Origin of the sequence: Acidibrevibacterium sp., assembly GCF_049965395.1 — a bacterium.
GTDB lineage: Bacteria > Pseudomonadota > Alphaproteobacteria > Acetobacterales > Acetobacteraceae > Acidibrevibacterium > Acidibrevibacterium fodinaquatile.
The window spans coordinates 1-22,796 of record NZ_JBMFWJ010000044.1 but is presented as its reverse complement, the minus strand read 5'-3'; the positions used below and the strand labels follow the sequence as shown (position 1 = coordinate 22,796).

General features: G+C 65.6%; 20 protein-coding genes. 12 read left to right on the top strand and 8 right to left on the bottom strand.

Annotated features, from left to right (window positions below):
- From ACP5M5_RS11910 to ACP5M5_RS11900, 3 genes are all read left to right on the top strand, one after another.
- A partial coding sequence (locus tag ACP5M5_RS11910; RefSeq protein ID WP_427937643.1) for a haloacid dehalogenase type II occupies positions 1 to 660 on the top strand: 660 nt, incomplete at its 5' end.
- Between the two features lie 91 nt (positions 661 to 751).
- Entirely contained in the window at positions 752 to 2,287 is a 1,536-nt protein-coding gene (locus ACP5M5_RS11905) for an acyl--CoA ligase (protein WP_427937642.1), read from the top strand.
- Positions 2,284 to 3,258 (top strand): 2-dehydropantoate 2-reductase, encoded by a 975-nt coding sequence (locus ACP5M5_RS11900; protein ID WP_427937640.1) that lies wholly within the window; start codon positions 2,284 to 2,286, stop codon positions 3,256 to 3,258. The genes ACP5M5_RS11905 and ACP5M5_RS11900 overlap by 4 nt, the downstream gene beginning before the upstream one ends.
- Here the strand turns inward: ACP5M5_RS11900 and ACP5M5_RS11895 are convergent.
- The 7 genes from ACP5M5_RS11895 to ACP5M5_RS11865 form a co-directional block, all read right to left on the bottom strand.
- A complete protein-coding gene (locus tag ACP5M5_RS11895; protein WP_427937638.1) occupies positions 3,252 to 4,229 on the bottom strand; it encodes a UDP-glucuronic acid decarboxylase family protein in 978 nt (325 codons plus the stop codon). The two genes, ACP5M5_RS11900 and ACP5M5_RS11895, sit on opposite strands and share 7 nt — an antisense overlap.
- Positions 4,230 to 4,287: 58 nt before the next feature.
- Positions 4,288 to 6,492, bottom strand: a complete 2,205-nt coding sequence (locus ACP5M5_RS11890; RefSeq protein ID WP_427937636.1) for a WcbI family polysaccharide biosynthesis putative acetyltransferase — start codon at positions 6,490 to 6,492, stop codon at positions 4,288 to 4,290.
- Positions 6,493 to 6,585: 93 nt separating this feature from the next.
- Positions 6,586 to 8,955, bottom strand: coding sequence for a tetratricopeptide repeat protein (locus tag ACP5M5_RS11885; protein ID WP_427937634.1), 2,370 nt, complete (start codon positions 8,953 to 8,955; stop codon positions 6,586 to 6,588).
- 59 nt (positions 8,956 to 9,014) lie between these two features.
- Positions 9,015 to 11,231 (bottom strand): WcbI family polysaccharide biosynthesis putative acetyltransferase, encoded by a 2,217-nt coding sequence (locus tag ACP5M5_RS11880; RefSeq protein WP_427937633.1) that lies wholly within the window; start codon positions 11,229 to 11,231, stop codon positions 9,015 to 9,017.
- Positions 11,232 to 11,248: 17 nt separating this feature from the next.
- Positions 11,249 to 11,692: a manganese-binding transcriptional regulator MntR gene (gene mntR / locus ACP5M5_RS11875; RefSeq protein WP_427937631.1), complete on the bottom strand. Its 444-nt coding sequence runs from the start codon at positions 11,690 to 11,692 to the stop codon at positions 11,249 to 11,251.
- Positions 11,693 to 11,708: 16 nt separating this feature from the next.
- Complete coding sequence (locus tag ACP5M5_RS11870; protein ID WP_114912289.1) at positions 11,709 to 12,017, bottom strand: putative quinol monooxygenase; 309 nt, start codon at positions 12,015 to 12,017, stop codon at positions 11,709 to 11,711.
- A 28-nt stretch (positions 12,018 to 12,045) separates the two neighbouring features.
- Entirely contained in the window at positions 12,046 to 13,443 is a 1,398-nt protein-coding gene (locus tag ACP5M5_RS11865) for an MmgE/PrpD family protein (protein ID WP_427937630.1), read from the bottom strand.
- Positions 13,444 to 13,557: 114 nt separating this feature from the next.
- On the opposite strand from ACP5M5_RS11865, the gene ACP5M5_RS11860 reads away from it, so the two are divergent.
- Genes ACP5M5_RS11860 through ACP5M5_RS11820 form a run of 9 tightly spaced genes read left to right on the top strand, consistent with a single transcriptional unit; the run spans position 13,558 to position 22,128 of the window.
- Positions 13,558 to 14,508 (top strand): lytic murein transglycosylase, encoded by a 951-nt coding sequence (locus tag ACP5M5_RS11860; RefSeq protein ID WP_427937628.1) that lies wholly within the window; start codon positions 13,558 to 13,560, stop codon positions 14,506 to 14,508.
- Positions 14,505 to 15,473, top strand: a complete 969-nt coding sequence (locus ACP5M5_RS11855; RefSeq protein WP_427937627.1) for an RlpA-like double-psi beta-barrel domain-containing protein — start codon at positions 14,505 to 14,507, stop codon at positions 15,471 to 15,473. The genes ACP5M5_RS11860 and ACP5M5_RS11855 overlap by 4 nt, the downstream gene beginning before the upstream one ends.
- 17 nt (positions 15,474 to 15,490) lie before the next feature.
- Positions 15,491 to 16,696, top strand: coding sequence for a D-alanyl-D-alanine carboxypeptidase family protein (locus tag ACP5M5_RS11850; protein WP_427937625.1), 1,206 nt, complete (start codon positions 15,491 to 15,493; stop codon positions 16,694 to 16,696).
- A gap of 12 nt (positions 16,697 to 16,708) precedes the next feature.
- The gene (gene tmk / locus ACP5M5_RS11845) at positions 16,709 to 17,335 is read left to right on the top strand and encodes a dTMP kinase (protein ID WP_427937623.1); all 627 of its coding nucleotides are present in this window, start codon (positions 16,709 to 16,711) and stop codon (positions 17,333 to 17,335) included.
- Positions 17,332 to 18,375 carry a DNA polymerase III subunit delta' gene (locus tag ACP5M5_RS11840; protein ID WP_427937621.1) on the top strand — a complete coding sequence of 348 codons (1,044 nt, stop codon included), beginning with the start codon at positions 17,332 to 17,334 and terminating at the stop codon, positions 18,373 to 18,375. The genes tmk and ACP5M5_RS11840 overlap by 4 nt, the downstream gene beginning before the upstream one ends.
- A gap of 24 nt (positions 18,376 to 18,399) precedes the next feature.
- Positions 18,400 to 19,932 carry a methionine--tRNA ligase gene (metG, locus tag ACP5M5_RS11835; protein WP_427937619.1) on the top strand — a complete coding sequence of 511 codons (1,533 nt, stop codon included), beginning with the start codon at positions 18,400 to 18,402 and terminating at the stop codon, positions 19,930 to 19,932.
- 4 nt (positions 19,933 to 19,936) lie between these two features.
- Positions 19,937 to 20,710, top strand: a complete 774-nt coding sequence (locus tag ACP5M5_RS11830; protein WP_427937617.1) for a TatD family hydrolase — start codon at positions 19,937 to 19,939, stop codon at positions 20,708 to 20,710.
- A gap of 6 nt (positions 20,711 to 20,716) precedes the next feature.
- Complete coding sequence (locus ACP5M5_RS11825; RefSeq protein ID WP_427937615.1) at positions 20,717 to 21,523, top strand: MBL fold metallo-hydrolase; 807 nt, start codon at positions 20,717 to 20,719, stop codon at positions 21,521 to 21,523.
- Between the two features lie 32 nt (positions 21,524 to 21,555).
- A complete protein-coding gene (locus tag ACP5M5_RS11820; protein ID WP_427937613.1) occupies positions 21,556 to 22,128 on the top strand; it encodes a biotin transporter BioY in 573 nt (190 codons plus the stop codon).
- Between the two features lie 433 nt (positions 22,129 to 22,561).
- Here the strand turns inward: ACP5M5_RS11820 and ACP5M5_RS11815 are convergent.
- The coding region (locus tag ACP5M5_RS11815; RefSeq protein WP_427937612.1) for a transposase at positions 22,562 to 22,796 on the bottom strand (235 nt) is incomplete at its 5' end.

Here is a 22,796-nt window from a genome sequence, read left to right as displayed (position 1 = left end):
TGCGTCTTCGACGCTTACGGCACGATCTTCGACTTCGCCTCCGCCGCGGCGCGCTGCGCGGATATTCCCGAGGACAAACGCGCGGCGCTGACCAGTCTCTGGCGCGACAAGCAACTGCAATATACCTGGCTGCGTTCGCTGCAGGGCCGCTACGCCGATTTCCGGCAGGTGACGGGCGACGCTCTGGACTTCACGCTCGACAGTCTGGGCATCGCGACACCTGCCCTGCGCGAGCGGTTGATGGATCTCTATTTGACGCTGTCGGTCTTTCCCGAGGTTCCCGACACGCTGCGGCGGCTGAAAGAGGCGGGTTTCGTCACGGCGATCCTGTCCAACGGCTCGCCGGCGATGCTGGATGCAGCGGTGCGTAGCGCGGGCTTGCACGATCTTCTCGACGCGGTGCTGTCGGCTGATGCGGTCAAGATCTTCAAGACCCATCCGCGCGTCTATGAATATTGCCTGCAGCAACTGGGCGTGCAGGCGACGGAGGTGTCGTTCCAGTCTTCCAACGCATGGGACGCCTATGCCGCCTCTGCCTTCGGCATGCGCGTGGTGTGGTGTAACCGCTATGGCCAGCGGCGCGAGCGGCTACCGGGCGCGCCCGATCATGAGGTGCGGAGCCTTGCCGAACTGCCGGCCCTGTTGGCGCCACCCGGCTGACCGGGTTGGTTTCAAGCGATTGCACCCGGGCTGACAGCGTGCTCGTCCCTGCTAAACTCTGGTCGCCATTTCTCAAGATCGGAGCCAGCCCATGACCGCCTATCCCGCCGAGACCATCCTCGACCTCCTCGCGCGCGGCACCATCGGCGCGCCGGCGATTGCCGCGCCGGGGCGAGACGCGCTTTCGTATGGCGGTCTACGGGCACTCGCGCGCGCTACCATCGCTGATCTCAACCGGATGGGAATCGGCCGCAACGACCGTGTTGCGATCGTCTTGCCGAACGGGCCAGAGATGGCGGCGGCTTTCGTCGCCATCGCCGCCGGCGCCACCACCGCGCCGCTCAACCCCGCCTACAAGCCCGACGAGTTCGATTTTTATCTGAGCGATCTCAACGCCAAGGCCCTGGTGATCGGGGAGGGGATGGAAAGCCCGGCGCGGGCCGTCGCGAAAGCGCGCGGGATCCCGGTGATCGAACTCCGCAGCGAGCTGGCCGGGCCGGCGGGGGGCTTCACCCTCGTCCCGGAAGCGCCGCTCGCGGGCGTCCCGGCGGCTTCGGGGCCGGCCGCGGGCGGCGATATCGCGCTGGTCCTGCACACGTCCGGCACCACCTCGCGGCCGAAAATCGTGCCGCTGAGCGGGATCAACATCACCGCCTCGGCCTATCACATCGGCGCGACGTTGCAGCTTGCGCCCGATGATGTCTGCCTCAACATCATGCCGCTTTTCCACATCCACGGCCTGATCGCGGCGACCTTGTCGTCGCTCGCCGCCGGCGCCTCGGTCTCGTGCACGCCGGGCTTCAACGCCTTTCGCTTCTTCGCCTGGTTCAGTGAGGTTCGGCCGAGCTGGTACACCGCCGTTCCCACCATGCATCAGGCGATCCTCGGTCTTGCCGAGCGCAATCGCGCGGCGATCGCGGCCGGGCGGTTGCGCCTGATCCGCTCCTCCTCCTCGCCGCTGCCGCCGCAGGTGATGGCGGCGCTCGAGGAAAGTTTTGGCGTGCCGGTGATCGAATCCTACGGCATGACCGAGGCCGCACATCAGATGGCTTCCAACCCGCTGCCGCCGGCGAAGCGTTATCCGGGTTCGGTCGGCGTCGCCGCTGGGCCCGAGGTCGGGATCATGGATGACGAGGGCAACCTGTTGCCCGCCGGCGCGCTCGGCGAGATCGTCATTCGCGGCCGCAACGTCACCGCCGGCTACGAGAACAACCCGAAAGCCAATGCCGAAGCCTTCATCAAGGGCTGGTTTCGCACCGGCGATCAAGGGGTGATGGATGACGCCGGGTATCTTCGCCTCACCGGCCGGCTCAAGGAGCTGATCAATCGCGGTGGTGAAAAGGTGAGCCCGATCGAGGTCGATACCGTGATCATGGACCATCCGGCGGTCGCGCAATGCCTCACCTTCGCGTTGCCACACCCGAAGCTCGGCGAGGAGGTGGCGGCGGCGATCGTGCTCCGCGAAGGGGCGGCGGCGAGCGAGACGGAATTGCGTGACTTCGCAGCACAGCGCCTCGCGTCATTCAAGGTGCCACGCAAGATCGTATTTCTCGCCGAGATCCCGAAAGGGGCGACGGGCAAGCTGCAACGCATTGGGCTTGCCGAAAAACTCGGTCTCGTCGCATGAAAATCGCGATTTTCGGCGCCGGCGCGATCGGCGGCTTGCTCGGCGCTCGCCTGGCTCTCGCCGGTGTCGATGTCACGTTCATCGCCCGCGGCCCGCATCTTGCCGCGATGCAGAAAGATGGCCTGCGCCTGATCAGCGGCGGCAAAAGCGAGACCGTGCCGGTGCGCGCGCGCGCCGACGCCGGTGAGGCCGGGCCGCAGGATGCGGTGATCGTGACCTTGAAAGCGCATGCCCTGCCCGGCGCGGCGCCCGCTATCGCCCGCCTGTTCGGCCCCGAGACCATGCTGGTGACCGGGATCAACGGCATTCCTTACTGGTATTTTTACGGCCTCGATGGCCCCTTTCGTGATCGCCGTGTCGAAACGGTCGATCCCGAGGGGACGCTCTGGGATCTCCTGCCGCCTTCGCGCGTCATCGGCTGCGTCGTCTATCCCGCCGCCGAGGTGATCGCCCCTGGCGTGATCGAGCACGGCTATGGCGACCGTTTCAGCCTTGGCGAACCCGATGGCAGCCGCAGCGCGCGGATCGAGGCGCTGTCGCGGGTGCTGATCGGCGCTGGCCTGAAAGCGCCGGTGCGGTCGCGCATCCGCGATGAGATCTGGGTGAAGCTCTGGGGCAATCTCGCCTTCAACCCGCTTTCCGCGCTCACCACCGCGACCCTCGATCGCCTCACCGGCGAGCCCGCGCTGCGCGCGCTGGCGCGCGCGATGATGGCGGAGGCGCAGGCGGTGGCCGAGGCGCTCGGCGTGCGCTTTGCGATCGATGTCGAAAAACGCATCGACGGCGCGGCCGAGGTCGGCGCACACAAGACCTCGATGCTGCAGGATCTCGAGCGCGGGCGGAAAATGGAAATCGATGCCCTGCTTGGCGCGGTGGTCGAACTCGGCGATCTCACCGGCTTTGCCATGCCCACCTGCCGCACCATTCTCGCCCTGGTTCGCGAACGCGCCCGCGCCGCCGGCTGCTATTGAGGCGACTCTTTCGCCCCGCCGCGCTCGGCGAGCAGGCGTTCGAAATAGGCGATGGTGCGAGACAGGCCCTCATCGAGGGCGATGCTCGGCTCCCAGCCGAGCACGGCGCGGGCGCGGGTAATGTCCGGGCAGCGCTGCGTCGGGTCATCCTGCGGCAGCGGGCGATAGACGATGCGCGAGCGTGAGGCGGTCAGCGCGATCACCCGCTCGGCGAGCGCGCGCACCGGGATTTCGTGCGGGTTGCCGAGGTTGATCGGCCCCGTCATCTCCTCCCCGGTCGCCATCATGCGCAAAAACCCCTCGATCAGGTCATCGACATAGCAGAAGGCGCGGGTCTGGCTGCCATCGCCGAACAGCGTGATGTCTTCGCCGCGCAGCGCCTGGACGATGAAATTGGAGACCACCCGCCCGTCATTGGGATGCATGCGCGGGCCATAGGTGTTGAAAATGCGCACCACCTTGATGCGCAAACGATGCTGGCGGTGATAATCGAAAAACAGCGTCTCGGCGCAGCGCTTGCCCTCGTCGTAACAGGCGCGCGGGCCGAGCGGGTTGACATTGCCGCGATATTCCTCGGTCTGCGGATGCACGCTCGGGTCGCCATAGACCTCGCTGGTTGAGGCCTGAAAAATCTTCGCCCTGACCCGTTTCGCGAGCCCGAGCATGTTGATCGCGCCGATGACGCTGACCTTCGTCGTCTGCACCGGGTCGAACTGATAATGCACGGGCGAGGCCGGGCAGGCGAGGTTGTAGATCTCATCGACCTCGACATAGAGCGGAAAGCAGATATCGTGGCGCATCGCCTCGAAGCGCGGATGATCGAGGAGATGGGCGATATTGTCCTTCCGCCCGGTGAAGTAGTTATCGACCGACAGCACATCATTGCCCTCGGCGAGCAGCCGCTCGCAGAGATGCGAGCCGAGGAAGCCCGCGCCGCCGGTGACGAGAATGCGTTTGCGGGTGAGGGACATCGCGGGCTCCGGCGAGAGAGAGATCAAATCACGGCGCTTCTTACGGCGTTGCCGGCGTTTACGCCATCGTTTCCATCGCCCGCAGCGCAGCGCTGAGCCACTGGTCGATATCCGGGCCGGTGCGGCCGACGATGATCGCCTGCCGGTAGGCATCGGCGGCGGCATTCGGCTCGCCGGCGTTCATCAAGAGATGGCCGAGATGAATATAGAGATCGGCGTCATCAGGAGAAAGCTTGATCGCGGCGGCGATGGCGGTGATCCCGTCCCGCCAGCGGCCGAGCGCGAACAGCACATGGCTCAGCGGAACGAGCGCGCTGACGCGGTCGGGTTCGAGTTCGCTCGCGCGGCGGAAGGCGTGTTCGGCCTCCGCCATCGCGCCGGCGGCGGCGTGCATATGGCCGAGTTGTTCGAAATAGCGCGCCTGATCGGGGGCGATCTCGGCTGCCTCGCTGGCCGCCGCCGCCGCCTCCGCGTAGCGCCCGAGGCGATGGAGTGCTGTCGAGAGCCACCAATGCCATTCCGGGTCGCGATCATCGCGCGCGAGCGCGGCGCCGAACGCCTGCGCCGCGGCGGCGACTTGGCCGGCCTCTAGCAGCGCCTCGCCGTTTCGCATCAGGGTTTCGCCGATGGCGCGGGCTGCTGCGAGACGTTGCTCCCGCCGCGCGAGCGCGTTCGCCAGCCATTGTTCGATCTCGGCGCGCGTCGGCCGCATGTCTGGATAGGCGGGCGCCAGCGCCAGCGCCCGACGATAGGCTTTGACGGAAGCAGCGTCGTCTTCGATTTCGGCGCAGATATTGCCGAAATGGGCCTGCATGGCGGGATCATTGGGGTCGAGGGCGAGAGACTCGCGCGCCGCTTTGATCGCCTCCTCGCGCTCGCCGAGCCCCCAGAGAACATGGCTCAACGCGCCGACGGTTGCGGCTTGGCGTGGCTCGATGGCGAGGGAACGGCGGAAGGCTTCGGCCGCCCCGGCCATATCGCCGCGCGCGGCGAGGCTGTGGCCGAGCTGGGCCGGCGCGCCGTGATCGAGCGGGTCGAGCGTCGCGAGATCGTTGATCACCTGCTCCGCGTCCTGGTGTTTCCCTTGCCGATCGAGCGCCGCCGCGAGTAGGCGATAGAGCGCCGGGCGATTGGCGACGAGGGCGAGGGCGCGCCGGGTCGCCGATTCCGCTTCCGCCGCCGCGCCGCCGCGCAACAGGAAATTGCCGAGATTCTCCAGCGCGCCGGGCAGTTCCTCGGGGTCGTCCTCGAGGAGGGCGACGGCCTCGCGGGCCTCGGCCAACGCCTCCTCATGCCGGCCGAGGGCGGCGAGGCTTTGGCTAAAAGCGAGATGGCCATGGTCCGAGCGCGGGGAGATTTTCAGCGCCTTTTCGAAATGGGGCACCGCCTCGGCGTGTTTCCCGTCCCAGTGCCGAAGCATCGCATCGATCAGCGGGTCGTTGAACTCATAGCGGACATAGCGGGTGCAGTATTCGGCGAAGGTAAAGCGTCCCTCGAAGGAGTAGCGATAGCTCTGATTTTTGGTGATGAAGCCGAGGCCGAAATGTTCGGCGACCTGGGGATGGATCGGCGTGATATCGTTGCTGCCGTGCGGGTTGCCGGGATAGAGCGTGTTCAGCCGCTCGATCAGCTTCGGCTCGACCTCCATGCGCCCGAACAATTCGTTGATCAGAAAGAGGGCGAGCGAGCGCCGGAAATGCCCGACGGTGGAGAAAAGTAGCTCCTTCTGGAAAGTCTCGCGGATATAGGCGGCGATGCCATAGCCACAGGGCTCATCCCGCGCTTTGATGGCGGCGAGGCTCATCTCCAGCCGGCGGTCGAGCTTGGCGATTTTGTTGATATCCTCGTTGAGATAGCGCTTGACGCACTCCTTGGGCGAAACGTTCTTTTCCAGCAGCCAGTTGAGGTAAAGGTCGCCACGCTCGCAATTATAGGGGCTGTAGCGCGGGATATGTTTGTAGTCATTATCCTTGGGGTGACCAAAACCGCCATAGGGCCAATAAATCCCGGTCGCCGCGAGATAAGGGACACGGTGGATTTTCGCCTTGAGGTCGAAATCCTCGACATTGGTTTTTTGTTTGGTGTCGAATTGCTGCGCGACGACGACATCGGCGGCAATCAAGAAATCCCGGTCGCTCTCGGAGATATCCTGATACGCTTCGATATAGCGGACCTCTTCCTCGGCAAACGGCAGGATATAGTCGCGATAAGCGCGATAGATGGTATCGATTTGGCAATTTCCGAGAAAGGCGATCCGTTTCATCCTGGTCTGCTTTCACTCACGCGTTTAGATGGCCTTCGCCGGGCGGAGGCGGCAATAGACTAGCAATCAATAGACTAGCATAGTCTCCGTTATTTATGGCCCAAAAACCTGCCGCGGCGCAAAAATCCGCTGCCAGAAACCATGCCGTGGTCTATCTGACTCCGGGGCAGGGGGCGTGGTTGGCTCGGGTGTGATTGGTGCAACCGCGATCGGCGTGGGCGAGATCGGCTCTGGTGCGGCCGGGGCTGCCGCCTCGGCACTTTCTTCCGCCGCGAGCGTTGCCGCGATGTTCTCCGCTCGACGGAGTGCCTCGGCGAGTTGGCGCTCCACGTCCTCGCCGGCGCGGCCGAGGGCGATTGCCTGGCGATAGGCGGCGGCGGCCTCGATTGGCGAGCCCGCCTGGATAAGAAGATTGCCGAGGTGGAAAAAAAGATTGGCGTCCTCGGGGAGGAGTAAGAGCGCGGCACGAGCCGCAGCAATCGCCTCCTCCCAAAGCTGGAGCGCGCCGAGCGTGTGGCTCAACGCGCCGAGTGCGCTAGCCCGATCGGGCTCGATCTCGCAGGCGCGGCTGAACGCCGCTTTTGCGGCTTCGATCTCCCCGGCGGCGGCGCGCATGTGGCCGAGATGCTCCCAATAGCGTGCCTCACTAGGCGCGCGCCGGGCGGCCTCTTCGGCCGCGGCCGCCGCATCCGCCTTTCGGCCCTGAAGATCGAGCGACGCGGAAAGCCACCAATGCCAATTCGGATCACGATCATCGTGAGCGAGAGCGGCGCGGAAGGCGTGTTCTGCCTCGGCGAATTTGCCCTCATGGAAATACCGCTCGCCTTCTCTGCGCAGCATGTCACCTTCCGCCGCCGAGGCCGTTTGAAAACGTTCTTGCCGAGCTAGGGCTTCCGCGAGCCAGTGTTGGAAGTCGGCATTCTCCGGCTCCAGAGCCAACGCCGCGCGATGCGCCGCGATCGCCGCCGAGTGTTCCCCGGCCTCGGAAAGAAGGCGGCCGAGATGCGCCTGCACCCTGGCATCGTGCGGATTGAGAGCGAGAGAGGCGCGTGCCTTTTCGATCGCCTCTTCGCGCCGGCCAAGCCCGGCGAGACTATGGCTGATGGCGCCGAGCGTTCCGGCCTGGCGCGGATTGATGGCGAGCGAGCGGCGGAATGCCTGTTCGGACGCCTCAATTTTGCCCTGTGCTGCGAACATGTGGCCGAGATGGGCCTCCGCTTCGTAATCTAGCGGATCGAGCGCGATAAGATCCTGGATAATTGCGTTCGCCTCCTCCCGCCGTCCCTCTCGGTCGAGAGAAGAAGACAGCGCGCGATAAAGAGAGGAGCGGTTGGGTGCGAGCGTCAGGGCGGCGCGGAAATTTACCTCCGCCTGCGCCGGCTCGCCGGCGTTCAAAAGGCAATGGCCGAGATGCTCAAGAACATTCGGCAGCTCCTCGGGATCGTCCGCCAGAATGGCAGCGGCTGCCTCCGCTTTGGCCAGAGCCTCAGCATAACGCCCAAGGGCCGTAAGGCTATGGCTGAATGAGACATGGCCATAGCCGGATTGGGGCGAGAGCCGAAGCGCCTGCTCGAAATGCGGGATCGCTTCGTCATTCCTGCCTTCGATGGCGAGCAGAATGGCCTCGACCAACGACTCGTTGAACGCGCAACGCGCATAGCGGTGGCAATACTCGGCGAAGGTGAAGCGTCCCTCGAACCAATAGCGGTAGCGCTGATTGTCGGCGATGAATTTGAGTCCGAAATGCGCGGCGACCTGGGGATGGATTGGTGTGATGTCGCTGCTGGCATGGGGGTTGCCTGGGTAAAGTTTGTTCAGCCGCGCAATGAGCCGCGGCTCAACATTAAGACGTCCAAATAATTCATTGATTAGCAATAGGGAAATGGAGCGCCGGAAATGGCCTGGGCTGGAGAAAAGCAATTCTTTCTGGAAATTGTCCCGAATGAATGGGGTGACGCTATAGCCGCAAATCTTATCCTGCCGCTCGATCATCCCGAGTGTCATTTCGAGGCGGCGATCAAGTTTGACCACCTTATTAATATCTTCGTTCAAGTATCGATTAACGCATTCGTCCGGATTTGTGTTTTTTTCGATAAATCTATTGAGATATAAATCTCCAATTTCGGCGTTGTACGGTTCGAAATCAAACCCAATTTTGAATTTTTTGCTCTTTGGATGTGGGAAGCCACCATATGGCCAGTACCCGCCAGAAAAATTTACATATGGAACGTAGTGTATTTTTGCCTTTATATCAAAATCTTGCAGATTTACTTCGTGAGTTGTATCTAATTTTTGCGTAATGACGATATCAGAGTCAGCCAAAAATGCTTTATCTTCATCTTTTATATTTTTGTAAATTTCTATATATCTCGCCCGATCGTCGCAAAATGGCAAAACGTAATCACGATAGGCAAGATAGAGCGTATCGATTTGGCAATTACCAAGAAAGGCAATTTGTCTCATCGAATTGTTTCCTTATATACCGCCGCAATCGTCATGATGGTTGTTGTGAGGGTGCCTGATCACGCCGCTTGGTGTGCCGCTGCAAGACCTTGTGCCGCCCAAATCTCGGCGAGCCGCTGGCGCACATCAGGTCGTCCGGGCGCCAGCGCCAGCGCTTTCGCGAAAGATGCTTCGGCGCCGGCAAGATCTGATAATTGCGCCAAAAGATTGCCGAGGTGGACGAAATAATCCGGGTCGTCCGGGCGTAGTGCGATCGCCGCGCGGGTGACTTCGATCCCCTCCGGCCAGCGTTTGAGTGCATAAAGCACATGGCCGAGGGCGATGAGCGCGCCGGCGCGCGTTGGCTCAAGCTGGATCGCCCGGCGGAACGCGCGTTCGGCGGCGCTGTTTTCGCCGCCGCCGGCAAGAAAATGGCCGAGATGCTCGAAATATCGCGCCTCATGCGGGGCCAACGCCACCGCGCGCCACGCCGCCTCGATCGCCGCCGCTCGCCGCCCAGCATGATCTTCGGCGTGGGCGAGCCAGGATTGCTGTTCCGCGGTCTCGGGAGTCGCGCGGAAGGCATCGGCGGCGGCGGTGAAATCGCCGGCCTCGAACAGTGCGACGCCCTCGGCGAGCGGCGCGGTATCCTCGGGCGGCGGTGGGGCCGCGCCCTCGAACGCGCAGGCGATCGCGGCCGAAAGCCGCGCCGCCGCCTCTTCCTGCCCTTGTGCCGTGAGCATGGCGGCGAGGCCGCGATAAGGCTCGGGGTCGCTCGGGTCAGCGCGGATCGCCTCACGAAACACGGCTTCCGCGCCTGCCGAGTCGCCACTCGCCAGCAGAAGATGACCGAGATGGCGGCGAAGATCACGGTTTTCTGGCGTCTCCGCCAGCGCGGCGCGGGCATCGGCGATCGCTTCCTCCCACCGCGCGAGCGCCGCCAGCGCATGGCTCCGCGCCGCGCGCACCCCCTCGATATGTGGCGCGAGGCCGAGGGCGTGTGAAAACGCCATGACCGCGCCGGCGCTATCGCCTCGCCCGGCAAGCAAATGGCCGCGCTGCACGTGAAGCTCGTAATCGAGCGGGTCTTTTTGCGCCAACATGGCCGCTAGCGCCCCGGCCTCTGCCCGTTTTCCTTGCCGCTCCCAATGCCCGGCGAGTAGCCGCAACCAGGGCGTGTGTTCCGGCTCCAGCGCTACTGCTCGCTCATAAGCCGCGCCAGCCGCCGCGATCTCGCCCACGTTGGTGAGGAGATTGCCGAGATGGGCGGCATGCTCCGCATCATGTCGCGCGAACATCATTGCCTGTTTCGCCGCGTCGACGGCGCCATCGATATCTTTCACGGCGATCAGAATGTGGCTAAGCAATGACCACGCGCGATGCGATTCAGGATGCACGGTGAGCCCAGCGCGCAACCGAGCGATCACTTCCAGGCGTTGGTCGGCTATGTTGCATAGGCCAAGGGCCTTCGCGAAATCTTTGTCGTACGCAAACCGAAGATAGCGATGGACGAATTCGGCGAAGGTGAAATCACCATCGAGCCAGAACGGATAACGTGTCGCCTCGTTCGCCCAGGCAAGGCCGAAATGCGCGGCGAGGCGCGGATGCACCGGCAGCGCCTCTTGCGGGAAAAAACTGCGGCGGATGACATGCGGCAGGCGGGTAATCAGAGGCGAAGGGACGCCGAGCTGCTCGAAGCAGCGCTCCACCACATGGAGAAAAATACGTCGGTTGGGATGGTCTGGGGTAAGGAAAATCGGCTCCTCGCGAAAATGCCGTTCCATCAAGGACGCAACTTCGAAACCAGTTTTTTCGTCGCGCTGTTTTTGCAACGCGAGATTCATCTCCAAACGTCGATCCAATCTCACTTTCTGATTGATATCGAGGTCGAGATAACGCGCCGCCGCGTCCTCGGCCGGCACATTCTCGCGGATCAGCCGATTAAGGTAGGCGTCCCCCAGTTGGGCAGGGTAGGGGCCGTGGGCGATGAATTCCTCCTGCGCGTTGCTCGGATGCTCCTCATAAGCGTAAGGCCAGAGAAAATTGCAATTGACATAGGGCACCGTGACCACCGGCTTATCAAGGCCAAGTTCGGCGATATTGGTGCGTTGCGCGAAATCGAACACCAGATCGACGATGACATCGGCGCTGGCCAAGGTCGCCCGGCTCGCCTCGTCGAGATCGTGATAGGCGGGAACGTGAAAGCCACGCTCCCCGGTGAAGGGCGCGATGTGCCGGTTAAAGGCGTCCGTCAACGCTTGGGCCTGACAATTGCCGACGAAGACGACCCGCCGCATTCCCAACTCCGTTTAATCTACTCGGTCAACTTGCCAGCTTTCTGGAGAAATTTCATCATTTTTTGCATGGCGCGCAGCGTCGTCTCGCTGGCGTGATGTTCCATCCCCTCGGCGTCTTCCCGCGCCGTTGCCTCGTCAACGCCGATCGCTTGCAAAAACCCGGCGACGATCTCGTGGCGCGCCCGCGCCCGCCGCGCCAGCGCCCGCCCGGCCTCGGTGAGCAGGACGGCGCTGTAGGGCTCGGTCGCGACAAGCCCATCGCGCGCAAGCCGCCCGACGGTGCGGATCACCGTGACGTGCGAGACACCGAGCGCGCGCGCGATTTCGACGGCCCGCGCCTCTCCGCGCTCGCGGATGAGATCGTCGATCAGCTCGACATAATCCTCGGCGATCTCGCCTTGGCGGTCATCGCGGGCGCGGACGAAGCGGTTGCGCGCGGCGGGCGGGGCAGGCGGGCACATGGTCGCGGATGACGCTTCAGACCGGCTCCAGAACATGGATCACCCGGCTTGCGATCCATTCCTTGGTTTTCGCGGCATAGGCGGCCATGTGCGGCGCTGCGGCGTGGGCGGCTAGCGCCTCGCGGCTCTCCCATTTCTCGATCACGACGAAGGTATCGGGGCCGAAGGGGGTCTGAATCCGGCCCATCCCCTCGGCGTCGATCGCCGGGCCATATTCGAGGCAGCCGGCCTCCGCCCGCACCAGCGGGATATTGGCGCGAAAGGCCGCGAGAATGTTCTCGCGCTGGCCGGGTTTCGCGGTGATGATGGCGATGACGTGGATCATGGGCGTCCTTTCGGGGTGGGGGATTGGGTCACTCGCCGGCGAGCCGCGCCGCCATCAGCGGCGAAGCAAGCCGCATCAGGCCCGCGACCTCGCCGGCGCTATCGATCGCAAGCGCTGCGTCGGCGAGCCGCGCCGCCCGCTCGGCCCCGAGCACGGCATCGGCGAGGCCGGCGAATTTGGCGCGAAGGTCGGCTTCGGTCGGAAAATTCTCCGGCTCGCCACGCGCGATGACGATTTTTTCGGAATACGCCCGCCCGCCCGCGCTCACTGTTACCCGCCCGGCCATGAAACGCGGGAATTCGGCCTCGATCTCGGGATCCTCGACCGGCGTCACGCGGGCCATCAGGGCGCGGATCTCGGGGTCGTCGAGAAAGCGATAGCTGTCCCAGCCCATTTCGCCACGGGCCAGCGCGCAGGCGATGACGAACGGGCCGCTGAACTGGCCATCGACGACGTTTTGCGGATCGCGCTTTTTCTCGAGCGGCGCCCCGATCAGCAGCATGCCGGCGCGCGGCAGGCCGAGCGTCACCGCCTCGATATCAGCGGGTTTGAGCCCATACTTGGCGCGGAGCGCGAGCGCCGCATCGATCCCGGCATGGCCATAGCGGCAGGAGGGATAAGGCTTGACCGCGGTTTGCATCAGCTCGAACGCCTCCCCGAGGCCGGTGAGCGCGCGGGCCGGATCGGGGGCGGGGGCATAGGCGGCAAGGAAGCCGTGTTTGCCCTCGAACGCCTCGGCCGCACCCTTGAACCCTTCCCGCGCAAGCGTTGCGGCGCTAAGCCCGGCCATCGCCGCCCAGCCGACCTGAAACCGCTTGGTCCAGGCGCCATTAGCAAGAAACTGCAGGCTGCCGGCGCATTGGCTAAGCGCGATGCCGAACGCGGACGCCACCCCATGAGCATCAAGCCCGAACACCCGCGCCGCCGCCGCCGCCGCGCCAAACGCGCCGCAGGTCGCGGTCGGGTGAAAGCCGCGATCGTAATGGGCGCCAGCGGGCAGCGCGAGGGCGATGCGGCAGGTGATTTCATAGCCGGCGATGATCGCGGCCAGCGTCTCCGCCCCGCTCGCGCCTGCCATTTCGGCCGCCGCCAGCGCCGCCGGGATCACCGGCGCGCCGGGATGGAGCGAGCCGGCGGCGTGCGTGTCGTCAAAATCGAGCGAGTGGCCGAGCGCGCCATTGAGCAGCGCAGCCCCCGCCGGCGTGTAGCGCGCCGAATCGCCAAAGACCCCGGCATTGCCAGCGGCGAGCCCGAGCGCGCGGCTGGCGGCGAGCAGCGCCGGCGTGCTTTCGGCGTCATGCCGGGCGCGGACGATGTTGCCGATGAGATCGAGCACGAGCAGGCGCGCGCGGGCGACAACGGTGGGCGGCAGGCGCTCGAGCCGGATCGCGGCGGCGAAACGGGAGAGATCAGCGGTAAGACCCATGGCACGTTTCCTCGGCTTTCTGACATTCCCCCATCTTTCGCGCATTTCCGCCCTGCTTGCCAAGCGGCCTCGCGGGAATGGCGAAGCGGGCGCCGCTGTGGCAGAGGAAGGCGCATGATTTCTCGCCGATTCTTGCTCGCGGCCTCGCCCTGGGTGCTCAGCGTGACGCCGCGCGCGGCGCGTGCCGATGGTAATTTTTCGCATTTTCTCGCGCAATTGCGCGCAAAAGCGATCGCCGCCGGCATTGCCCGCGCGACGCTCGATCGCGCGCTCGCCGGGATCAACCCCGACCCGCGCGTGATCGCGCTCGACCGCCGCCAGCCGGAATTCACCCAAACCTGGGCGCACTATGCTGCGAGCCGGCTGTCGCCGGTGCGCATTGCCGCCGGGCGGGCGGCGATGGCGCGGCATCGGGCGCTGCTCCGCGATGTCGAGACCGCCTATGGCGTGCCGCCTTCGGTGATCGTCGCGATCTGGGGGTTGGAGTCGAATTACGGCACCAACACGGGTGATTTTCCGACGATCCCGGCGCTCGCGACGTTGGCCTGGGAGGGGCGGCGGGCGGCGCTTTTCATCGGCGAACTGATCGCTGCCTTGCGCATCATCGAGGGCGGCATGGCGCCGTCGCGGCTCACCGGCAGCTATGCCGGCGCGATGGGCCAGCCGCAATTCATGCCGAGCGCGTATCGGCGCTATGGCGTTGATTTCAATGGCGATGGCGTGTGCGACATCTGGACCGATACCGCCGATGTTCTGGCCTCGATCGCCCGTTATCTCGCTGACCATGGCTGGGTGCACGGCGCCGGCTGGGGCCAGGCGGTGGTCCTGCCGCCTGATCTCGATGCGGCGCATGCCGGCGCGCGGCGGTTTTCCGAGTGGCAAGCGCTCGGCGTTGCCCCGCGCGGCGGCGATTTCGCCGATCCCGACGCGAGCGCCCGCCTCACGCTACCCGCCGCCGGCGAAGCTTTTCTGGTCTCATCCAACTTCCAGGTGATAAAATCCTACAATGCATCGGATTTCTATGCGCTGGCGGTGGGGTTGTTGAGCGAAAAGGTGAGGGGATGAAGCGCGCGGCTTTGGTGGCGTTGGTGCTGCTGGCCGGCTGTGGCCCGGCCGGCGCCGATCAGTCCGGGAATTCCGGGCTCTCGGCGCTGAAAAGCTTGTTCGCAAGGCTTTTTCATGGTGGCGCGGTGCCACCAATCGAAAGCCCGCGTTACGTCGTCGGCAAGCCCTATCAAGCCGGCGGGGTCTGGTATTATCCCGAGGAACGTTTCCATTATCAGGCGAGTGGCCTTGCCAGCGTCGATCCCGCCGATCACGCGGCCCTGACCGCGGATGGCGAACGCTACGATCCTGGCGCCATGGCGGCGGCGCATCAAACCCTGCAATTGCCGGCGATCGCGCGGCTGACCGATCTCGAAACCGGCCGCCAAGTGGTGGTGCGGATCAATGACCGGGGGCCTGCGAATCCCGGGCGGCTGCTTTCCGTGACGCCCAAGGTTGCGGAATTGCTGGGTTTTCCGGCCTCGGGCGTCGCTCAGATCCGGGTCGAGCTTGATGCCGCCGCGAGCATGGCGCTGGCCGAGGAGATGGGCGGGCATCTCAACGCCCAGGTCGCGGCGGCGCCGCGCGATTCCGTTGAGGCCACCGATCTGCCGCCGCCGAACGGCGGCTCGCCGGCGGCGCCAGGCGCCCCACGCCCCGTTTCGCCCGCCGCCGGCGTCGATCCGCTGGCGGTCGGCAAGCTCGCGGTGCCGCTGCATCTGCCGCCGAGCGTGAGCCAGGGCCCGCCCGATCCCGGCCGCCTCTATATCGACTGCGGCACGTTCAGCAGCGCCGAATACGCCTATCGCGAGCAAGCTAAGCTCGTCGGCTTGTCGGCGCGGGTCGAGCGCCGGTTGGTCGAGGGGCAGGAAAGCGATATCGTGCGCGTTGGCCCGCTCGCCTCCGTCCTCGATGCCGATCAGGCGCTGGCGAAAATATTGCAGGCCGGCGTCACCGGCGCCGTCATCGTGATCGATACGCCTTGAGAACGGGAGCCCGCGTTATGGTGAGCCGCCGCTTTTTGCTGTTGGCCAGCGTCGCTTTTGGTGCTGCCGCCGGCCCGCTTGCCGCGGCGCCAAAGCCCAAACATGCGGCGCCAGCCCCCCCCGCGCCAACCCCCCCGACGACGCCGGCGACGACGCCGCTCGGCCCGGTCGATACCGCAGCGCGCTGGGCGTTCGCGACCGATTACACCACCGGCGCCGATCTCCTCGACAAGGACGCCGATGTCGCGATGGTGCCATCGTCGATGACCAAGCTAATGACGATCTACATCGTCTACGGCATGCTCAAGGCGGGGCGATTGCAGCTCGATCAGATGCTGCCGGTGAGCGAGCGGGCCTGGCGCACCGGCGGGTCGAAAATGTTCGTGCCGTATCCCGGCAGCGTCCGCGTCGAGGATCTGATCCGCGGCGTCGTCGTCGATTCCGGGAACGATGCCTGCATCGTGTTCGCCGAGGCGATCGCGGGCTCTGAGGAACAATTCGTCGATCTCATGAACCAGCGCGCCAAGGATCTTGGCCTGACCCGTTCGGTGTTCAAGAATTGCACCGGGCTTCCCGATCCCGGCCATGTCATGTCCTGCCGCGACATTGCGACGCTGGCCGCCGCCTTGATCCGCAATTTCCCTGAATATTACCATTACGACTCAGAAAAAACTTTCAAATACAATAATATAGAGCAATATAATCGCAACCCGCTGGTGCAGAAGGGCATCGCCGACGGGCTCAAGACCGGGCACACCGATGCCGGCGGCTATGGCGTCGTCGCTAGCACCGAGCGCGCCGGGCGGCGGGTGATCCTGGTGCTGAACGGCATGGAAACCTCGCATCAGCGCGGCGAGGAAGCCGAGCGGCTGATGGAATGGGCGTTCCGCGAGTTCGAGGACGTGACCCTGCTTGCCGCCAATGACCCGGTCGATCGCGCCCCGGTCTGGCTCGGCGCCGCGCCCTCGGTCGCCCTCGTCACCGGGCGCGATGTCGTGGTGACGATGCCGCGGCAATGGCAAAACAAAGCGAAGCTCACCGCGCAATATACGGCACCGCTCGCAGCACCGGTGGCGAAAGGGGCGGTGGTCGGCAAGCTCACGCTCTCCGGCCAGGGCGTGCCGGCGATGGAAATCCCGCTCCACGCCGCCGATGACGTGCCGCGTCTCGCGCTCCCGAACCGGGCGCTCGCGGTGTTGACCCACTATCTGACCGGCGGCTGAGCAGGCCCCGGCATGGCGCACGGCTTTTTCATCACCTTGGAAGGCGGCGAGGGGGCGGGAAAATCGACCCAGGCGCGCCTGCTCGCCGCTTCCTTCGCGCGGGCCGGCTTGCCTGTTCTTGCGACGCGTGAGCCCGGCGGCACGGCGGAAGCGGAGCGGCTGCGCGCCCTGCTGCTCGATCCCACGCTCGTCTGGACGCCGCTTGCCGAGACATTGCTCCATAACGCCGCCCGTGCCGAGCATGTCGCGAAGGTGATCCGGCCTGCGCGCGACGGCGGAACCCATGTGGTGTGCGACCGTTTCGCCGATTCGACGCTCGCCTATCAGGGGTACGGTCAGGGCTGCGATCTGCAGGCGATCGCAACGCTCGCCGGGATGATCGATCTGCGCCCCGATCTTACGCTCGTTCTCGATCTCGCGCCGGAGGTGAGCCGGGCGAGGCTTGCCGCGCGCGGCGCCGGGGCGGATCGCTATGAGCGGCTCGGCGCGGCGTTTTTCGCCCGCGTGCGGGACGGGTTTCGCGCCATTGCCGATGCCGATCCCGAGCGTTGCGTCGTGATCCCCGCCGACGACGAGGAGGCCCACATCGCCGCGCGGATTGTCGAGGCCGTGCGGGCGCGGCTCGGGCTGTCGCTGTGACCGACGCCGCCCCCGCACCGCGCGCCAATCCGCGCCTTCTCGGCCATGCGGCGGCGGAGACGGCATTGGTCGAGGCGTTGCGCGCCCGCCGCCTGCATCATGCCTGGCTGATTGCCGGGCCAGCGGGGATCGGCAAGGCGACGCTCGCGTTTCGCTTCGCCCGCTGGCTGCTCGCCGGGGCGCCGGCGCAACAGGGCCGAGCCGGGGAGGCGGCAAGTCTCGCGCTCGATCCCGCGCATCCGGTGTTCCGCCGCGTCGCCGCCGGCAGCCACGCCGATCTCCTCACCATCGAGCGCGGCTTCGATGACAAGCGCCGCCGCCAGCGTCGCGAGATTTTAGTCGATGATGTGCGCGCGCTCGGCGGCTTTCTGCGTCTTACGCCGGCCGAGGGCGGCTGGCGTGTCGTGGTGGTGGATGGCGCCGAAGGGCTGAACCGCAACGCCGCCAATGCCCTGCTCAAGCTGCTCGAGGAGCCGCCGCCGCGGGCGCTTCTGCTGCTCGTCTGCAGTGCGCCGGGGCGACTGTTGCCGACGCTGCGCAGCCGCTGCCGCATCCTTCGTCTCGCCCCGCTTGCTCTGCCGGTGATGGAGGGGCTGCTCGAACAGCTCTTGCCCGAAACCGCCCCCGCCGAGCGCGCGCGCCTTGCCGCCCTTGCCGAGGGCGCGCCCGGCCGGGCACTGGCTCTCGCCGAGGAGGATGGCTTGCGTCTTGCCGGCCTGGTGGCCGAGACCCTGGCCGCGCTGCCCGCCCTCACCCCGGATCGCGCCCACGCGATTGCCGATCGCGTGCTCACCGGCGAGGAGGACGCTTTCGAGGTGTTCGCCGATCTCCTGCGCGATACCCTTGCGCGGGCGCTGCGTGAGGCCGGGCGCGGCGGCGCGGCGCCGGCCTGGCTTGGCGCGCGCCCTCTTGAAGCCTGGGCGGAGCTATGGCACGCCGTTGGGCGCCTGCGCGATGACACCGGGCGATTTTATCTCGACAAGCGCGAGGCCACCTTGATGACATTGTCCCGCGCCGCCGATATCGCCGCACCCCGATGAGCGAGACCCTATGAGCCAGAGCGCATGAAAAAATTCTACCTCACGACGCCGATCTATTACGTCAATGGCGCCCCCCATATCGGCCACGCCTATACCTCGATCGCGGCCGACGTGCTGGCGCGCTGGCAACGGCTCGACGGGTTCGAGGTGTTTTTCCTGACCGGCACCGACGAGCATGGCCAGAAAGTGGAAAAAGCGGCAGCGGAGGCCGGGCTCGACACGCAGCGCTTCACCGATCGCGTCGCCGAGGATTTCCGCGCCATGGCGGCGGCGATGGGGGTCTCCAACGATGATTTCATCCGCACCACCGAGGAGCGCCACAAGCGCGCCTGCATCGCCCTCTGGGAGCGGCTCGTCGCCAATGACGCGATCTATCTCGGCCATTACGAGGGCTGGTACGCGGTCCGTGACGAGGCGTTTTATGGCGAGGATGAACTCGTCACCACGCCGGACGGCACGCGCCTTGCGCCGACCGGCGCGCCGGTGGAATGGGTGCGTGAGCCCTCCTATTTCTTCCGGCTCTCCGCCTGGCAGGAAAAATTGCTCGCCTTTTATGAGCAGAACCCGGATTTTATCGCCCCCGTCGCGCGCCGCAACGAAGTATTGAGCTTCGTCCGCAGCGGGCTCACCGACCTTTCGGTCAGCCGCACCAGCTTCACCTGGGGCATTCCGGTGCCCGGCGATCCGGCGCATGTGATGTATGTCTGGCTCGATGCCTTGACCAATTACATCACCGCCGCCGGCTTCCCCGATGAGGCCGATCCACGTTGGCATTTCTGGCCGGCCGATCTTCATATCGTTGGCAAGGAGATCGTGCGGTTTCACGCGGTTTATTGGCCGGCGATGCTGATGGCCGCCGGGATCGCCCCGCCCCGGCGCATCTATTCGCATGGCTGGTGGACGGTGGAGGGCGAGAAGATGAGCAAATCGCTCGGCAACGTCATCGATCCGCGTGAATTGGTCGGCGAATTCGGCCTTGATCCGCTGCGCTATTTTCTTCTCCGCGAGGTGCCGTTCGGCAATGACGGCGATTTCAGCCGCCGCGCCCTGATCACCCGGCTCAACGGTGAGCTCGCCAATGATCTCGGCAATCTCGCCCAACGCACATTATCATTGATCGCGCGCCAGTGCGAAGGAAGGCTGCCGGCTTTGGGCGAAAGCACGCCCGCCGACGCGGCGCTGCGCGAGGCCGCGGCCCGGCTTCCGGCGCTGCTGCGCGAGCGCATCGCGCGCCTTGTCTTTCACGAGGCGCTGGAGGAAGTGTGGAAAACCGTCCGTGCCGCCAATGCCTATATCGATCATCAGGCGCCCTGGGCGTTGCGCAAGACCGATCTCGTGCGCATGAACACGGTTCTGCGCGTGCTCGCCGATACGCTCCGCGTCATCGCGACGGTGTTGCAGCCCTTCATGCCGGCGAGCATGGCGCGGCTGCTCGATCAGCTCGGCGTCCCTGAGGACGCGCGCGAGCTCGCCGCTTTGGCCGAGGCAATGCCGGCGGGCATTGCCCTGCCGCCGCCCTCGGGTATCTTTCCGCGCTTCGTCGAGCCGGCGGGCTAGGGCGATGCTGATCGATTCGCATTGCCATCTCGATTATTTCGCGGGCGATGACCTCGCCGGCGTACTGGCCCGGGCGCGCGAGGCAGGGGTCGGCGAGATGGTTAGCATCAGCACCCGGCTCGACCAAGCTCCCGCCCTGATCGCACTGGCCTCGGCGCATCCGGGACTTTGGTGCACCGTCGGCGTCCATCCGCATCACGTCGCGGAAGCGCCGCTCGCCGAGGAAGCGGCGCTGGCCGCCCTCGCAGCCCACCCTAAGGTGGTCGGGATCGGCGAATCCGGGCTCGATTACTTTTATGATCGCGCGCCCCGGCCGCGCCAGCAGGAGAGTTTCCGCATTCATATCCGCGCAGCACGCTTGGCGGGCGTGCCGCTCGTGATCCATGCGCGCGACGCCGATGACGATATCGCCGCGATCCTCCACGAGGAATGGGCGGCGGGCGGCGCCTTCGCGTTTCTCCTCCATTGTTTCAGCGCCGGCCGCGCGCTCGCCGAGGCCGCGCTCGCGCTCGGCGGCTATATCAGTTTTTCCGGCATGCTGACCTTCCCGAAATCGGAGGCGATCCGCGCGATTGCGCGCGACGTTCCGGCCGAGCGGCTGCTGGTCGAGACCGATGCCCCCTATCTCGCGCCGGTGCCGCATCGGGGCAAGCGTAACGAGCCGGCCTTCGTTACGCACACGGCGATGCGGCTCGCCGAGATCCGCGGTCTCGACGCGGCGGCGCTAGCACATCTCACGACGGAAAATTTCCGCCGGCTATTTACGAAAACCGGTTGAGCGGCGATGGCGGCGGCGGCGATGCGGGTGGTGGTGCTGGGTTGCGGCGGCTCGGCCGGCGTGCCGCTGATCGGCGGCTCGGACGGCTGCGGTGATTGGGGGGCCTGCGATCCCGCCGAGCCGCGCAACCGCCGGCTTCGCGCCAGCATCGCGGTGTGCGCCGGCGGCCAGACCCTGCTCGTCGACACTGGCCCCGATCTTCGCAGCCAGTTGCTCGGCAACGGCATCGCCCGCGTCGATGCGATTCTCTACACGCACGCCCATGCCGATCACATCACCGGGCTCGATGACGTGCGTATTCTGAACCGTATCGCGAACCGCCCGCTGCCGGCTTATGGCATGGACGTGACACTCAGCGAAATCCGCCGCCGTTTCGAATACGCTTTCCTGCCGCATGATGCGCGACAGTTTTTCTATCGTCCGGTTCTGCTGCCCCAAATCGTCGCGCCAGGGGACGATGTCGCGATGGCAGGGATCACGGCACGGGTTTTTCTCCAGGACCATGGGTTTGTCACCTCGCTTGGGTTTCGCTGTGGTGGTTTCGCCTATTCGACCGATGTCGTTATGCTCGATGCGGCGGCGCTCGCGGTGCTCGAGGGTGTCGATACCTGGCTCGTCGGCTGTTTTCAGCGCGCGCCGCACAAGACCCATGCGCATCTCGAACGGGTGCTCGATTGGACGGCAACCCTCGGGGTACGCCGGACCGTGCTCACCCATATGGGGACCGACATGGATTGGGGCTGGCTCAAGCACCATTTGCCGAGCCATGTCGAGCCCGCTTATGACGGGTTGATCTTGGAGATTCCCGGCTGATCGCCTCGGAACCGAAGGAGAGAAAGACGATCATGACACCCCGCCCGCTCAGCGAACCCGCCATTTTCCCGACGACATCCTGGCTTGCCGGGCGCAGCCGCGCCGCGAGATGGGGCAGCCTCTTGATCGGGACCGCGCTGCTCGCCCTTTCCGCCCATATCGCGGTGCCGTTCTGGCCGGTACCGATGTCGATGCAGACGCTGGTCGTGCTGCTGATCGGTTTCGCCATGGGGGCACGGCTCGGCGGTGCGACCGTGCTCGCCTATTTCGTCGAGGGGGCGATCGGGTTGCCGGTTTTCCATGGCGGCGGCGGGATTGCCTATTTCGCTGGGCCGACCGGGGGCTATCTGATCGGGTTTCTGCCGGCGGCGTTGCTGGTCGGCGCGCTCGCCGAACGCGGCGCGACACGCAGCCTGCTCCGAACAGCGGCAGCGGCGCTACTCGGGGACGTGCTGATCTTCGCCTGCGGCCTTGCCTGGCTTGCGATCACCTTCGGCCCGGCCAAAGGCCTCGCTTTCGGCCTCATGCCGTTCTTGCCGGCGGAAGCGGTCAAGCTCGCTCTCGCCATCGCTGTCGCACCGCTGCTCTGGCGCGGTCGAGGCTGACGATTGCTCAGCAGCCCGCACTATGGATGATGTCCCGCTGCGCGGTAGCCGCGCGTGTCCTGGGCAGGGGTGTTCTCTGAGATCACTGCTTCGCCGAAGATCCAGTGGATGTTCATGCCGACCACGCGGCGCATGCCAGCCTCCTATCGTTGCTTATGACGATGGGAGCAGCCGAGCGACATGACACCTACGGATCCGCGCGCTCAGCGCAACCGAGTGAGTCGCGGAGACGGCCGGCATCGTTTCATTGACCTTTGCCGAACCCGGTCAGACCGGTTCGCCATCATTACGCATCACCCTCACGAACCAGCGCCGCCCGCGGGCAGATCGGTGAGACGTCTCGACACGGGTGAGCATCGCCGCAATGCCCGCGCCGTCTTATGTGCCACCGCCGTTGCAGCGACATTCACCGGCTGACGACCGACCAAGGCGGTCAACCAGGCCGGGGCACGACGTTCTTGCGGAAGGTGGTACCGACCACCGCCCGCGCGCCGTGGATCAGCGGCGTGCGCAGGTACCGGTCGCCGCCCTTGCTGATCTGGCCGATGCGCTCCCTGCCGCCGCTGGCCTGGATGCGCGGCGTCAGCCCAAGCCACGCCGCGAAGTGCCGCGCCGACTGGAACTGCCTGCCGTCGCCGACCGCAGCGACGAGCGCCGTGGCCTTTAAC

Excerpts from the sequence above, each read along its gene's own strand:
- ACP5M5_RS11905 (WP_427937642.1), top strand. The coding sequence starts at position 752 with ATGACCGCCTATCCCGCCGAGACCATCCTCGACCTCCTCGCGCGCGGC.
- ACP5M5_RS11900 (WP_427937640.1), top strand. The coding sequence starts at position 2,284 with ATGAAAATCGCGATTTTCGGCGCCGGCGCGATCGGCGGCTTGCTCGGC.
- ACP5M5_RS11895 (WP_427937638.1), bottom strand. The coding sequence starts at position 4,229 with ATGTCCCTCACCCGCAAACGCATTCTCGTCACCGGCGGCGCGGGCTTC.
- ACP5M5_RS11890 (WP_427937636.1), bottom strand. The coding sequence starts at position 6,492 with ATGAAACGGATCGCCTTTCTCGGAAATTGCCAAATCGATACCATCTAT.
- ACP5M5_RS11885 (WP_427937634.1), bottom strand. The coding sequence starts at position 8,955 with ATGAGACAAATTGCCTTTCTTGGTAATTGCCAAATCGATACGCTCTAT.
- ACP5M5_RS11880 (WP_427937633.1), bottom strand. The coding sequence starts at position 11,231 with ATGCGGCGGGTCGTCTTCGTCGGCAATTGTCAGGCCCAAGCGTTGACG.
- mntR (WP_427937631.1), bottom strand. The coding sequence starts at position 11,692 with ATGTGCCCGCCTGCCCCGCCCGCCGCGCGCAACCGCTTCGTCCGCGCC.
- ACP5M5_RS11870 (WP_114912289.1), bottom strand. The coding sequence starts at position 12,017 with ATGATCCACGTCATCGCCATCATCACCGCGAAACCCGGCCAGCGCGAG.
- ACP5M5_RS11865 (WP_427937630.1), bottom strand. The coding sequence starts at position 13,443 with ATGGGTCTTACCGCTGATCTCTCCCGTTTCGCCGCCGCGATCCGGCTC.
- ACP5M5_RS11860 (WP_427937628.1), top strand. The coding sequence starts at position 13,558 with ATGATTTCTCGCCGATTCTTGCTCGCGGCCTCGCCCTGGGTGCTCAGC.
- ACP5M5_RS11855 (WP_427937627.1), top strand. The coding sequence starts at position 14,505 with ATGAAGCGCGCGGCTTTGGTGGCGTTGGTGCTGCTGGCCGGCTGTGGC.
- ACP5M5_RS11850 (WP_427937625.1), top strand. The coding sequence starts at position 15,491 with ATGGTGAGCCGCCGCTTTTTGCTGTTGGCCAGCGTCGCTTTTGGTGCT.
- tmk (WP_427937623.1), top strand. The coding sequence starts at position 16,709 with ATGGCGCACGGCTTTTTCATCACCTTGGAAGGCGGCGAGGGGGCGGGA.
- metG (WP_427937619.1), top strand. The coding sequence starts at position 18,400 with ATGAAAAAATTCTACCTCACGACGCCGATCTATTACGTCAATGGCGCC.
- ACP5M5_RS11830 (WP_427937617.1), top strand. The coding sequence starts at position 19,937 with ATGCTGATCGATTCGCATTGCCATCTCGATTATTTCGCGGGCGATGAC.
- ACP5M5_RS11825 (WP_427937615.1), top strand. The coding sequence starts at position 20,717 with ATGGCGGCGGCGGCGATGCGGGTGGTGGTGCTGGGTTGCGGCGGCTCG.
- ACP5M5_RS11820 (WP_427937613.1), top strand. The coding sequence starts at position 21,556 with ATGACACCCCGCCCGCTCAGCGAACCCGCCATTTTCCCGACGACATCC.